A 13,796-nucleotide genomic window follows, 5' to 3' on the forward strand; every position below is an offset into this window, starting at 1 on the left:
AGCGGATGGCCCCCAGCTGGCGGGCCATTCGGCGTTTGTAGTCTGAACGAGGAAATTTTCAATGACGGTGTCTGACCAAGGCTCGCCCTTGCCCGGGCATGCCTCCGTAACCGATACGGACGACTTGATCCACCACCACACCGAACTTCCGGACACCCGAATCAGCCTATGGATCGATAGTGCGCTGTCGGCCGTTGGCAAGTTCGCGTCCTGGTTCTGGGTGGTGGTGACCGGGATCATTATCTGGGCGGTGGTGAGCCGTTATGTCTTTGGCCAGGGCTCGGTGTTGCTGGAGGAGCTGCAGTGGCACATCGCCGGCGCGGGCTGGTTGCTGGGCCTGGCCTATACCCTGGTGTGTGACGATCACGTGCGGGTCGACGTACTGCATGAACGCTTCAGCCTCAGGACCCAGGGCTGGATCGAACTGCTCGGCCTGCTGGTGCTGCTGTTGCCGTTTCTGGTGATTGCCATCTACGAGATGGTGCCCTACGCCCTCAGTTCCTACGAGGTGGGTGAAAGCAGTCCGGCGCCGGCGGGGCTGGCCAATCGCTGGATCCTCAAGGCCGTGGTGGCCTTTTCATTCATCCTGATCGCCCTGGCGGCGGTTTCCCGCCTGTTCAAGGTGACTGCCTTGCTGTTCGGGTTCCCGCGGCCGATCAAGCGAAATACCGAGAAGAACGACCAAGGGGACGCTGCCTGATGGAGTTGGAAACCCTATACGTAATCGGCATGTTCCTGACCTTCGGCGCGCTGCTGCTGACCGGTTTCCCGGTGGCCTGGGTGCTGGGCGGTACCGCCGTGATCTGGACCGTCATCGGGGTGGTGTCGGTGGAGAACTTCGGCGCCAACCTGTGGTTCGACTACCCCTCCTCCATGGGCCTGGTGCCGGAGCGGATCTGGGGCATCGTCGAGAGCGAAACCCTGGTGGCGCTGCCGATGTTCATCTTCATGGGCATCATGCTGGACCAGTCCGGCATTGCCGAAAAACTGATGAAGAGCATGGTGAAGCTGTTCGGCGCAGTGCGCGGCGGGTTTGCCGTCACCGTGATCGTGATCGGCGTGCTGCTGGCGGCCACCACCGGCATCATCGGCGCCTCCGTGGTGCTGCTGGGCATGCTGTCGCTGCCGGTGATGATGGACAACAAGTACGACAAGGGCTTTGCCGTGGGCACCGCCTGTGCCACCGGCACCCTGGGCATCCTGATTCCGCCGTCCATCATGCTGGTGCTGATGGCCGACCGGCTGGCGGTGCCGGACGCCTCGGTGGGGGACCTGTTCATGGGGGCCTTCCTGCCCGGCCTGCTGCTGGGGGCCATGTACGTGGGCTACGCCATCCTGCGGCCGCTGTTCCAGCCGCACATGGCGCCGGTGCCGGAGGGCATGGGCAAGGTCAGTCCCGGCGTGGTCTGGGAGGTGTTCAAGGCGGTGATCCCCACTGCGGCGTTGATCCTCGGGGTGCTCGGGTCGATCTTCGCCGGCGTGGCCACCCCCACCGAAGCCTCCGGCGTCGGGGCGATGGGGGCGTTGCTGTTGGCCCTGCTGTCCGGTCGGCTGACGCTGCCGGTGCTCAGTGCGTCGCTGTTCCAGACCACTCGCACCGCGGCATTTATCTTTGCCATCTTCCTGGGCGCCACGGCGTTTTCGGTGGTGCTGCGGGGCCTGGGCGGCGACGAGGTGATCGAGGAGGCCTTGCTGGGGCTGCCCTTCGGCCCCTACGGCGTGGTGCTGACCATCCTGTTCGGGGTGTTCCTGCTGGGCTTCTTCCTGGACTGGGTGGAGATCACCCTGATCATCCTGCCGCTGGTGGCGCCGGTGGTTCAGCAACTGGGCTTCGACCTGGTGTGGTTCACCATCCTGTTCGCCATGTGTCTGCAGACCTCCTTCCTGACGCCGCCGGTGGGCTTTGCCCTGTTCTACATCAAGGGCGTGGCGCCGCCGGAGATCAAGGTCACCGACATCTACCGTGGCGTGGTGCCCTACATCATTATCCAACTGGTGGCCCTGGCGGTGGTCTTCCTGGTACCGGAAATTGCGACCTGGCTGCCCAGTGTGGCGTACGATTGAGGAGACTGACAACATGCGTTTACAGAACCGGACTGCCCTGATCACCGGGGGCGCCCGCGGCATTGGCCGCGCCATTGCCGAATACTATGCCCGTGAGGGTGCCTGGGTGGCGGTGGCGGACCTGGATGGCCGGGCCGCCGAAGAAACGGCCCGCGCCATTGAAAGCAACGGCGGCACCGCCCTGGCCTTGGCCATGGACGTGACCGACGAGGACGCGGTGGAGCAGGGCGTGGCGGCCATCGTCAAGGAATGGGGCCGGCTGGACATCGCCCTGGCCAACGCCGGCATCCAGCACATCGACCCGGTGCACAAGCTGGCATACGCTGACTGGCAGAAGGTCCTCGACGTCCACCTGAGCGGCGCCTTCCTGGTGACCCGGGCGGCGCTGCAACGGATGTACGACAATGGCGGTGGCACCATGCTGTACATGGGCTCGGTGCACTCGCTGGAAGCCTCGCCGCTGAAGTCCCCCTACGTGGCGGCCAAGCATGGCATGCTGGGGCTGTGTCGGGCGGTGGCAAAGGAAGGGGCCGAACATGGCGTGCGCAGCAACATCATCTGCCCCGGCTTCGTGCGCACCCCGCTGGTGGACAAGCAGATTCCGGAGCAGGCCAAGGAACTGGGCATTTCCGAGGAAGAAGTGATCAGCAAGGTGATGCTGAAGAACACCGTGGATGGCGAGTTCACCACCGTCGACGACGTGGCGGAACTGGCCGTTCACCTGGCCGCCTTTCCCTCCGCCGCGCTGACCGGGCAGTCGGTGGTGGTCAGTCATGGCTGGCATATGCAGTAAGGCGGCGGATCAGACAGGAGAGACGAATGAGCAATACCGAACAGTCATCGGTGGTGTGGAGCCCCGGTGATGAGCAACTGAACAACAGCCAGATGGCCCGCTTCAAGGCGTGGCTGGAAGACCAGGGCAAGGGCCCGTTTGCCGATTACCACGCCCTGCACCGGTGGTCCATCGAGGACCTGGAAGGCTTCTGGCAGGCGGTGTGGGATTTCTGTGGCCTGCAGTGCGACACCCCGGCCGAGCGGGTGCTGGGCAAGCGCGAGATGCCGGGGGCGGAATGGTTCCCGGGCATGCGCCTGAACTTCGCCGCCAACCTGCTGCGCCACGCCGACGGTGAGCACGCCAATCGGGAGGCGGTGGTCGCCTACTGTGAAACCCGCCCGGTGCTGCGCCGCAGCTACGCCGCACTGAAACGGGACGTCGGGGCCCTGGAAGCCTTCCTGCGCAGCAAGGGCATCGAAGCCGGCGACCGGGTGGCCGGGGTGGTGACCAACGGCTACGAAGCCATGGTGGGCATGCTGGCGGCCACCAGCCTGGGGGCGATCTGGAGTTCCGCCTCGCCGGATTTCGGCACCGGCGCCATTCAGGACCGGTTCGGCCAGATCGAGCCGGCGGCGCTGATCGTGGTCAACGGCTATGGCTACGGCGGCAAGGTGTTCCCCCGCCAGAGCGAGTTCGCCGAGCTGGTGAGTGCCCTGCCCAGCCTGCGCTGCGTGATCAGCGTGCAACAACTGCCGGATCAGCCCCACCTGGCGGGGACGCGGGTGACCGCCTGGGAGGACGCCCTGGCGTTCGGCGAGGGCCAGGCTCCCTCCTTCACCCTGATGCCGCCGGATCACCCGGTGTACATCCTCTATTCCTCCGGCACCACCGGCAAGCCCAAGTGCATCGTGCACGGCAACGCCGGGCTGCTGGTCAACCACGCCAAGGAACTGATGCTCCACGGCGACGTGGGGCCGGACGACCGTTTCCTCTACTTCACCACCTGTGGCTGGATGATGTGGAACTGGCAGGCCTCGGCGCTGCTCACCGGTGCCGCGGTGATCACCGTGGACGGCTCACCGGGCTACCCGGACCTGAACTTCCTGTGGCAGACGGTGGCGGACGAGAAGGTCACCCACTTCGGCACCAGCGCCCGTTTCATCGCCGGTTGCCGCAAGGCCGAGCTGGCGCCGGCCCGGGACTTGGACCAGTCCGCATTGCGGGTGGTGTTCTCCACCGGCTCGCCGCTGTTGCCGGAGGACTACGACTGGATCTACTCGGTGGGTGCCCCCCGGGCGCTGCTCGGCTCCATCGCCGGCGGCACCGACATCTGCGGCTGCTTCGTGGGCTCGACGCCGCTGTTGCCGGTGCGTCGGGGCGAGATCCAGTGCCGATTCCTCGGCGTCGATGCGGTGGCCTACGGCGACGACGGCCAGCCGGTGAGTGCAGGCCGTGGCGAGTTGGTGTGCCGCCAGCCGTTGCCGTCCATGCCGGTCAGCTTCTGGAACGATGCCGACGGCCAGCGCTACCACGACGCCTATTTCGACACCTACCCCGGCGTCTGGGCCCACGGTGACTTCATCGAGTTCACCGAGCACGGCGGCGCCATCATCCATGGCCGTTCCGACGCCACCCTCAACCCCGGTGGCGTGCGCATCGGTACCGCGGAGATCTACCGCCAGGTGGAAACCGAAGAGGCGGTCAAGGACAGCCTGGTGGTGGGCCGGCAGATCGAGGGCGATGTGGAGGTGGTGCTGCTGGTGGTGCCGGCGCAGGGTTACAGTCTGGACGACGACCTGATGGCGCGGCTGCGCAAGCGCATCCGGGCAGGGGCCAGTCCCCGCCATGTGCCGAAACACATCGTCTCGGTACCGGACATTCCCTACACCCGCAGCGGCAAGAAGGTGGAGCTGGCGGTGGCCCGGCTGATCAACGGGTCCGCCCGCAGCGACAACCGGGATGCCCTGGCCAATCCCCAGGCCCTGGACCAGATCCGTGAGGTTCTGATCGACGCCCGGCTTCTGCCCTCTTCTTGAGCATGGCAATGCCCCGCACTGGTGCCTATGCTTGGTATTGGTGCGGGGATCGCCCCCGCCTTTTCGTAAGTTTTCCGAATGTTCCGTAAAAATCGGTGATTTAACCGAATTGTCACCGCACTTTGGGACAATAAGTAGGTTGTTATACTAATTTCTTAGTCATTTTGATGAAAAAACTGGTATCTTTATACGCCCATCGAAAGTTCGCATTCAGTCTTTGCCCTGACCGTTCGTTCACAAGACGTCCGGTCTGGCCATGACCGTCCTGAACTCCAACATTAGACAGAGGACGAAAATGACCGCATCACATTCCAAGATCGTTTACACCCTGACGGACGAAGCACCGGCGCTTGCAACCCGTTCCCTGCTACCCATTCTGGAAACCTTCTCCAAACCGGCTGGCATTGAATTCGAAACCAGCGACATCTCGCTGGCGGCCCGTATCCTGGCCCAGTTCCCGGACTACCTGCGGGAAGACCAGCGGGTTCCCGATGCCTTGGCGGAGCTGGGTGAGTACACCAAGAACCCGCACGCCAACATCATCAAGCTGCCCAACATCAGTGCTTCCATCCCTCAGCTGCGTGCGGCGATCAAGGAGCTCCAGGCACAGGGCTACGAACTGCCGGAATACCTGGAGAACCCCCAGACCGACGAGGAAAAAGAGGCCAAGGCCCGTTACGCCAAGGTACTGGGTAGTGCGGTTAACCCGGTGCTGCGGGAAGGCAACTCCGACCGCCGCGCCCCGGCAGCGGTCAAGGCCTTCGCCCGCAAGTTCCCCCACACCATGGGTGAGTGGAGCCCGGCCTCCCGCACCCACGTCGCCCACATGCGTGGCGGCGACTTCTACTCCAGTGAACAGTCGCTGACTCTGGACAAGGCCACCACCGCCCGCATCGTGTTCGAGAACGCCAAGGGTGAGCAGACCGTCTTCAAGGACGACCTGGCCCTGCAGGAAGGCGAAGTGCTGGATGGCATGTTCATGAGCAAGAAGGCCCTGTGCAAGTTCTTCGAGGACGCCATCGCCGATTGCGAGAACTCCGGGGTGATGTTCTCCCTGCACGTCAAGGCCACCATGATGAAGATCTCCCACCCGATCGTGTTCGGTCACGCGGTGAAGATCTTCTACAAGGAGCTGTTCGACAAGTACGGTGAGCTGTTCGAAGAGATCGGCGTGAACCCGAACAACGGCCTGTCCAGCGTGCTGGAAAAGATCAAGCAGCTGCCGGAGTCCAAGCAGGAGCAGATCCAGGAAGACCTGCACGCCTGCTACGAGCACCGTCCGGAAATCGCCATGGTGGATTCCGTCAAGGGCATCACCAACCTGCACGTCCCCAGCGACGTGATCGTCGATGCCTCCATGCCCGCGATGATCCGTAACTCCGGCAAGATGTGGGCCCGGGACGGCAAGCTCAAGGACACCAAGGCGGTCATGCCCGAGTCCACCTACGCCACCATCTACCAGGAAGTGATCAACTTCTGTAAGACCCACGGCGCCTTCGACCCGACCACCATGGGTACCGTGCCCAACGTCGGCCTGATGGCCCAGAAGGCGGAGGAGTACGGCTCCCACGACAAGACCTTCGAAATCCCGGAAGACGGCACCATCCGGGTGGTGGACGCCGACGGCCGCGTGCTGACCGAGCACAAGGTGGAAGAGGGCGACATCTGGCGTGCCTGCCAGACCAAGGACGAGCCGATCCGTGACTGGGTCAAGCTGGCAGTGAACCGTTCCCGTGCCAGTGGCATGCCGGCGCTGTTCTGGCTGGACGACGAGCGGGCCCACGACGCCCAACTGATCAAGAAAGTCGAGAAGTACCTGGCGGAACTGGACACCGAGGGCCTGAACATCCAGATCAAGAGCCCGGTTCGCGCCATCCGCTGGACCATGGAGCGGCTGATCCGCGGCCTGGACACCATTTCCGTGACCGGCAACGTACTGCGTGACTACCTCACCGACCTGTTCCCGATCCTGGAGCTGGGCACCAGCGCCAAGATGCTGTCCATCGTCCCGCTGCTGGCCGGTGGTGGCCTGTACGAGACCGGTGCCGGCGGTTCCGCGCCCAAACACGTGCAGCAGCTGCTGGAAGAGAACCACCTGCGCTGGGATTCGCTGGGTGAGTTCCTCGCCATTGCCGTCTCCCTGGACGAGCTGGGTGAGAAGGAAGGCAACCCCCGCGCCCGTATCCTGGGCCAGGCCCTGGACAAGGCCACCGAGCGCCTGCTGGAGAACAACCAGTCTCCGTCCCGGGTCACCGGCGAGCTGGACAACCGTGGCAGCCACTTCCACCTGTCCCGCTACTGGGCCGAAGCCCTGGCCAACCAGGACGACGATCCCGAACTGAAGGCCTTCTTCGCCAAGATCTCCGAGCAGCTGGAAGCCAACAAGGACCAGATCCTCGAAGAGATGAGCGTGATCCAGGGCCACCCGGCCGACATTGGTGGCTATTACCATCCCCCGGCGGACAAGGTGTGCGAGGTGATGCAGCCGAGCAAGACCCTCAACAAGATCCTCGAGGAAGCCCGCGCTTCTGTCGCCTGATGGATCTGATGGTCGGTTGACGACCTGAGGCACCCCAAGAACCCGGACCGCCGTGAGGTGGTTCGGGTTTTTTTATGGGGATCCGGCGAGGTGGGGAACGTTGTCGCCTGATCAGGACCGGAGCCCCAAGTCAGCCGTTGTCCTTGGTAGCCGCTTGGATCTGCTCCAGTTTCTCGCGCAACAGCTTCTCCAACTTGATCAGCTTCTCGCGGTTCTTCTCGTTGGGCCGGTTGGTGTAGAGGTCAACGTAGGTTCGGGTGACTTCGCTGAGTATGGGATGTAACTGCTTGTACTCGTCGTCGCTCATGACGGTTCTCCTTGTCCTTCACATTTTACCGTTGGATGCCCCCACTATGGCCCAGATTCTGAACCCTGGGAAATGGTGCGGTCGAAACAACTTATGTCCTGCTAGAGTTGGATATGAACCGGGTGCGAATCGCCGGGGACCGGGGACGGCGTTATCAGCTCCCGGCCAGCATGCAGTGGTCAGGGGCGGAGTGATCGACCAGGGAGCGGTGCGACATCATGCCGCCAGTGGGCGTTGCTGAGGCGCCGCGGACATCCAATGGACAATGGAGGAAAGGGTGATCACCAATGTGATTGTTGGAACCAACGACCTCGAGAGAGCCGAACATTTTTACGACGCCTTGCTGGCCCGATTCGACGCCCGCCAGGTGATGAAGACTGCGCGCTCGATTCTCTGGAAATCGGAGGGGGACGGAGTGGGGCTTGCGGTTTGCGTTCCGTTTGACGAACAACCGGCAGGTCCTGGCAACGGCAGTATGATCGGTCTGCGGGCCAGGTCCCAGGTACACCTGATCAGCGTCTATGAGACGGCGCTGGCGTTGGGCGGCTCCAGTGAGGGGGAGCCCGGCGAGCGCAGACCCGGCGTAATGGCGGCCTATTTCAGGGATCTTGACCAAAACAAATTCGGTGTTTTTTACCTCGAGTGACCGTGCCAACGTCTGGCGGACTCCTGCGCAGCGCTGCTTTTCCCGGCGTTCCGGATGATCTCCATCAGTGTGCCTGTCACCGGATTGTGCGATCTTAAACATACCGAACACCGGCAGGCCGTCGCAGGGTCCGTCGCGGGATGTTAGTCGCAGTGTGGTTGGCACCCTGTCTCGTCTTTGCCCGCGCAAAGGAGCAGCACCGCTATGGTCTGGAATGTCTTTGTATTGGGATTGGATGAGCTGGGTCGGCGGTTGCTGGCCGATCTGCGTTACGTCGAGGACTACCGGTTTCACGGTTTGCTGACGTTGGATCAGGCCGTCCACGCCGACGAGTATGATTTTGACTGGCTGCTCTCCCACGCCACCCGGGGGTTGAAGGCGCACGCCGGGTCTGTCGATGCGGTGGTGAGCTACTGGGACTTCCCAAGCAGTGTCCTCGCACCGTTGATTTGTCGACGCCTTGGCTTGAGCGGGCCATCGCTGGAGTCCGTGTTGAAGTGCGAACACAAATACTGGAGCCGCCGGGAGCAGCGGGCGGTGGTGCCCGATTGCGTACCGGCGTTTCAGGCGGTGGATCCCTTTTCGAAAGCGCCGCTGGCGGAGCGTCAACTGCCCTATCCGTTCTGGCTCAAGCCCGTGAAAGCGCACTCCTCGCAGCTGGGCTTTCGGATCGACAACGACGAGGACTATCTGGCGGCCCTGGCGGCGCTCAAGCAAGGGGTTGGCCGGCTGACCCGACCCTTTTCGAAAGCTCTGGACCACGCCGAGGTGCCGGAAGCCATCACCGCCACGCTGCATCAAACCTGTTTGGCGGAGGGCATCATCTCGGCTGGCCGTCAGTGCACCCTGGAGGGCTTTGTCTTCCAGGGCGAAGTGAGGCTGACCGGCATCGTTGACACCATCCGGGACGCCCGGTTCCGTTCGGTACTGTGCCGCTACGTTTATCCATCGGGTCTGCCCACGGGGGTTCAGAACTGCATGTTTGACATCACCCGCCGGGTGATGGCCCGCATCGGCTACGACAACGCAGCCTTCAACATCGAGTTTTTCTACGACGAGCAGAACGACCGGATCTGGCTGCTGGAAATCAATGCCCGGCTGTCTCGCTCCCACGCCGCCCTGTTTCAGCTGGTCGACGGTGCGCCCCATTTCCAGGTGATGGTCGACCTGGGGGTGGGGACCGAGCCCCGCATGCCCCACCGTGAAGGCCCTTATCCGATCGCCGCAAAACAGATGATCCGTGTGTTCGAGGACGGCGTCGTGGTCAAGGTGCCGGATTCGGCTACCATTAAGGCATTGGAGCGTGAATTTCCCGGTACTGTGATCGAACTGAATGTCGAAACGGGAACGCGATTGTCCGATCTGCTGCACCAGGATGAGCTGTCCTATGAGTTGGGGGTTATCTTCACCGGCGCCCAGGACGAGGACCAGCTCAGCGAACGCATCAAGTACCTGGAGTCGGCGTTGGGCATTCAGGTTCAGGCCGGTACTGCTTGAGATTGAGCTGCGGGCTCCTATGCGGACAGGAGGCTTGCCCATGAAGGTTGTGCACGATTTCCCGAACCCGGTGGATTGTCTGGATCCGGCCTGGATCCCGATGCGGGACGGCTGCCGACTGGGCGCCCGGATCTGGCTGCCTGCCGGGGCTGCTGACACCCCGGTTCCCGCCATTCTCGAATACATCCCCTACCGCTTGCGGGACGGCTCCGTGCTGCGGGATGCGGTCCACCACCGATATTTTGCCGGCCACGGCTACGCCTCGGTGCGGGTGGATCTGCGGGGCAGTGGCGATTCGGATGGAGTGCTGCGAGACGAGTATCTGGAGCAGGAGCTGGCCGATGGCGAGGACATCCTGCGCTGGCTGGCGGACCAACCCTGGTGCGACGGCAAGGTGGGGATGATCGGTATCTCCTGGGGCGGCTTCAATGGCCTGCAACTGGCCGGTCGAAGCCCGCCTGAATTGAAGGCGGTGGTCAGCGTCTGTTCCACCGACGATCGCTACGCCGACGACGTTCACTACATGGGGGGCTGCCTGTTGGGGGATAACCTGTCGTGGGCCTCGACCATGTTCGCCTACAACTCCCTGCCGCCGGACCCCAGTGTGGTCGGCGAGCGCTGGCGGGAGCTGTGGCGGCAACGGCTGGAGGGCAGTGGGCTGTGGTTGGTCAATTGGCTGGAGCACCCCCATCGCGACGATTTCTGGAAGCATGGGTCGATATGCGAGGACTTCAGCACGGTCAAGGCTCCGGTTCTGGCCGCCAGTGGCTGGGCGGATGGCTACTCCAACGCGGTTGTGCGGTTGGTGGACAACCTGCCGGGCCGCTGTAAGGGGCTGATCGGTCCCTGGAGCCACAAGTACCCCCATCTGGGCGAACCCGGGCCGGCGATCGGCTTCCTGCAAGAGTGCCTGCGCTGGTGGGACCACTGGCTCAAGGGGGTGGATCGTGGTGTCGACAAGGATCCGGCGCTGCGGGTCTGGATGCAGGACAGCGTGCCGCCAACCACCAGTTACGGCCACCGGCCCGGACGCTGGGTGTCCGAACCCCGCTGGCCCTCCCCCAATATCCGGCCCTGGCGCCTGGGCCTGGCGCCGAACCGGCTGGCCAGGAATGGGCAGCGGCGCCGGGAGGAGACGGCGATGACGGTGGAGTCGCCGCTGAGTTGCGGTCTCTTTGCGGGCAAGTGGTGTTCCTACGCCGCCGGTCCGGACCTGGCCCACGACCAGCGTGAAGAGGATGGCGGCGCGCTTACCTTCGAGTGCGAGCCGCTGGAGGGAGACCTGGAGATCCTCGGGGCCCCGGAGGTGGAGCTGGAAGTGGCGGCCAATCGGCCGGTCGCCATGGTCGCGGTTCGCCTGTCCGATGTGGCGCCGGACGACAAGGCCACGCGGGTGACTTACGGCCTGCTCAACCTCACCCATCGCGACAGCCACGAGCACCCGGAACCCTTGCAACCCGGTAAGCGCTACCGGGTCAAGGTGCAGATGAACGAGGTGGCGCAGGTGTTCCCGAGCGGGCATCGGCTGCGATTGTCATTGTCCACCTCCTACTGGCCCCTGTCCTGGCCGCCGCCGGAACCGGTTCGGCTGACCGTCTTCGACCGCAACAGCGCCCTGGTGCTGCCCGAGCGGCCGAGGCGCGACGACGCCGACGACCAACCGAGGTTTGAGCCGTCCGAAGGCGCGGTGTCGGTGCCCTACACCGTGATCGAGCCCCCCCATCACAACTGGTATGTCCATCGTGATCTGGCTCGGGACCGTTCCACCCTGGAAGTGATCAACGACTCCGGCACCGTGCGTCTGGAGGATTCCGGCCTGGAGGAGCAGAGCCGGGCGGTGGAGTGGTACAGCGCCGAGGGAGACGACTTCGACTCGATTCGTGGCGAAACCCTCTGGGAGCGTTCACTGCGGCGTGGCGACTGGCACATCAACACCGTCACCCGGACCATCCTGACCTGCAATAAAGAGCACTTCCACGTCCACGCTACACTGGACGCTTACGAAGGGGAGCGGCGGGTGTTTTCCGAGACCTGGAACCGGGATGTGCCGCGTCGATTGGTGTAGGCCGAGGCTACGCGCTGACCGCAGTCGCGGTTAACAACCGCCCCCGCCGTCGCCTCCACCGCCACCGTCGCCAAACCCGCCGGAGCCGAAACCGCCACCCGAACCGCCACCCGAACCGAACCGGTTGGACAGCCACACAATGCCCGAAATCACGGTAACGGCGAAGACGCCAGGCCACAGGAAACCGGCCAGGAAACCATCGGATTGAGCGTCCATCCAGGTCCAGGACAGATAACCGGTAGCGAGGATAATCAGTAAGGTTTTCATAGAAATGGCAAATGCAGTGGCTGGGGTCATGGAGGCCGGGGCCGAGGGCGTTCCGCTCCCGTAAGGGTAGCAAGCCCTTGCGCCGACGTCCCGTTGGCATTCCCCAATGCTGACCGAATCCTCGCGACACCCATATTTGAGATGACCTGGCCCGCAGCTTTGGCTAAAGTAGCCCAGCGCGGAACCGGTATGGGGCAAGGAGTCAGGTGACATGAACAAGTCGTTTGGGAGCGTCGGGGCAGCCGGTATCGTCCTGCTGCTGTTGGTTGCCTGCCTGCCTCGGGCGTTGGCGGATGCGGCGAAGCCGGCAGCGGCGTCCTATCGCGCGCTCAGTGCCGCGGAATGTCGGCAGTTGCGAACCGGTGGAGTCATCACGGCCAGCAATCCGGTGCCCTGCCACCGCCTGAGCAAGGTGAGTTTCAGCTACGCCAGCGACCACGGTGAGATCAAAGGGGACGGCGAGCTGGTGGTGCTGGATGTGCTTGCTCCCAACGTTGCCGCGATCACCGATGAGCTGCTGGCCCGCAAGTTCTACATCGCCAGGGCCCGTCCGATCGAAGCCTACGGCGGCGATGACCAGGCCTCCATGGCCGATAACAACACCTCGGCGTTCAACGGGCGGCGCATCACCGGTGGTCGCGGCTGGTCCACCCATGCCTATGGCGTTGCCATCGACCTGAATCCGGTGCAGAACCCCTACATCCAGATCCGCCCGGACGGCACAGCCAGGATACTTCCCCCGAGCAGTGCCCGCTACGCGGTGAACCGGTCCGACAGCCGGCCCAACAAGGCCCCCCGGCCGGGCATGGCGGAGCACGTCACCGACCTGTTCGCCCGCAATGGCTTTTTTGTCTGGGGCGGTGACTGGAACTACCCGATTGACTATCAGCACTTCCAGGTGGGGCCCCGCTCGTTTGTGCAATCCCTGGCCTCTCTCTCGGTGGAGGACGGGCGGGCGTTGCTGAATCGCTACATTGCCCTGTACACCGCTTGCATGGCCGAAGGGGTGAACCAGGATCCGTTCAGGCGCCAGCGGGCCGGGTGCATTGAGCAGGTGTTCGAGGCCATGCGCTGAGTACCCAGAGGATTCGTATCGACGATGCAGGAAGGTCCCGCTTCATGAACAGAATACTGAAGGCCCTCGGCTACCTGATGCTCACCCTGGCGGTCGTGGTGCTGATGGTGGTGGTGTGGTTCGGCATTAATGCCTCGAAGAACATCGACCGGGCCCGGCCCTACTTCGAGGAGAACCTGGCCGTCCTTGTCGGTTGGGAGCCGGAACGGCTGACGCCGATGCTGACCCCGGTGCTGCAGGCCCAGCTGCGGTCCCAGGAGGGGCGGCGGTATTTACTGGCAGCTTCGGAGTTGGGCGCGTTGCAGTCGTTCGAGCAGCTGCAGTACCTGGGGACCGATACCGGGGTGACCATCGACGGGCAAGACTACGATCTGCTGGGCTATTCCCTGCTTGCCCACTTCGCCGGCGGAGATGCCCGGTTGCACATTACCCTGGCCCAGTCTGACGATACCACGCTGGTTCATGACGTCCGTATCCGCGCATCGGCACTGCCGACGGGCACCGACCAGTAACCTCGGACCTCAG

At 63.7% G+C, this 13,796-nt stretch carries 12 protein-coding genes; 10 read left to right on the forward strand and 2 right to left on the reverse strand.

Annotated elements, in window-relative coordinates; genetic code table 11:
• Positions 1-61 precede the first annotated feature (61 nt).
• From R3175_RS08080 to R3175_RS08100, 5 genes are all read left to right on the forward strand, one after another.
• Positions 62-700 (forward strand): TRAP transporter small permease subunit, encoded by a 639-nt coding sequence (locus R3175_RS08080; RefSeq protein WP_318943581.1) that lies wholly within the window; start codon positions 62-64, stop codon positions 698-700.
• The gene (locus R3175_RS08085) at positions 700-2,064 is read left to right on the forward strand and encodes a TRAP transporter large permease subunit (protein WP_318943583.1); all 1,365 of its coding nucleotides are present in this window, start codon (positions 700-702) and stop codon (positions 2,062-2,064) included. Before R3175_RS08080 ends, R3175_RS08085 begins: the two co-directional genes overlap by 1 nt.
• Before the next feature lie 13 nt (positions 2,065-2,077).
• Positions 2,078-2,857, forward strand: coding sequence for a 3-hydroxybutyrate dehydrogenase (locus R3175_RS08090; protein WP_318943585.1), 780 nt, complete (start codon positions 2,078-2,080; stop codon positions 2,855-2,857).
• Between the two features lie 26 nt (positions 2,858-2,883).
• The gene (locus R3175_RS08095; RefSeq protein WP_318943587.1) at positions 2,884-4,875 is read left to right on the forward strand and encodes an acetoacetate--CoA ligase; all 1,992 of its coding nucleotides are present in this window, start codon (positions 2,884-2,886) and stop codon (positions 4,873-4,875) included.
• Positions 4,876-5,170: 295 nt separating this feature from the next.
• Positions 5,171-7,414, forward strand: coding sequence for an NADP-dependent isocitrate dehydrogenase (locus R3175_RS08100; protein WP_318943589.1), 2,244 nt, complete (start codon positions 5,171-5,173; stop codon positions 7,412-7,414).
• Positions 7,415-7,544: 130 nt separating this feature from the next.
• Here the strand turns inward: R3175_RS08100 and R3175_RS08105 are convergent, their stop codons facing one another.
• Positions 7,545-7,721, reverse strand: a complete 177-nt coding sequence (locus tag R3175_RS08105) for a hypothetical protein (protein ID WP_318943592.1) — start codon at positions 7,719-7,721, stop codon at positions 7,545-7,547.
• A gap of 277 nt (positions 7,722-7,998) precedes the next feature.
• Here R3175_RS08105 and R3175_RS08110 point away from each other — a divergent pair, with 277 nt between their 5' ends.
• The 3 genes from R3175_RS08110 to R3175_RS08120 all read left to right on the forward strand — a co-directional run bounded on the left by R3175_RS08110 (position 7,999) and on the right by R3175_RS08120 (position 11,929).
• On the forward strand, positions 7,999-8,367 hold the full coding sequence (locus R3175_RS08110; RefSeq protein WP_318943594.1) for a VOC family protein: 369 nt from the start codon (positions 7,999-8,001) through the stop codon (positions 8,365-8,367).
• Positions 8,368-8,571: 204 nt separating this feature from the next.
• Entirely contained in the window at positions 8,572-9,864 is a 1,293-nt protein-coding gene (locus tag R3175_RS08115; protein ID WP_318943596.1) for an ATP-grasp domain-containing protein, read from the forward strand.
• A 40-nt stretch (positions 9,865-9,904) separates the two neighbouring features.
• Positions 9,905-11,929: a CocE/NonD family hydrolase gene (locus R3175_RS08120; RefSeq protein WP_318943598.1), complete on the forward strand. Its 2,025-nt coding sequence runs from the start codon at positions 9,905-9,907 to the stop codon at positions 11,927-11,929.
• Between the two features lie 30 nt (positions 11,930-11,959).
• On the opposite strand, the gene R3175_RS08125 is transcribed toward R3175_RS08120, so the two are convergent.
• Positions 11,960-12,196 carry a hypothetical protein gene (locus R3175_RS08125; RefSeq protein ID WP_318943599.1) on the reverse strand — a complete coding sequence of 79 codons (237 nt, stop codon included), beginning with the start codon at positions 12,194-12,196 and terminating at the stop codon, positions 11,960-11,962.
• 211 nt (positions 12,197-12,407) lie between these two features.
• Here R3175_RS08125 and R3175_RS08130 point away from each other — a divergent pair, with 211 nt between their 5' ends.
• Positions 12,408-13,271 carry a M15 family metallopeptidase gene (locus R3175_RS08130; protein WP_318943602.1) on the forward strand — a complete coding sequence of 288 codons (864 nt, stop codon included), beginning with the start codon at positions 12,408-12,410 and terminating at the stop codon, positions 13,269-13,271.
• A 44-nt stretch (positions 13,272-13,315) separates the two neighbouring features.
• Positions 13,316-13,783 carry a hypothetical protein gene (locus tag R3175_RS08135; protein WP_318943604.1) on the forward strand — a complete coding sequence of 156 codons (468 nt, stop codon included), beginning with the start codon at positions 13,316-13,318 and terminating at the stop codon, positions 13,781-13,783.
• Positions 13,784-13,796: the final 13 nt, after the last annotated feature.

This window comes from Marinobacter sp. (assembly GCF_033722735.1).
GTDB lineage: Bacteria > Pseudomonadota > Gammaproteobacteria > Pseudomonadales > Oleiphilaceae > Marinobacter.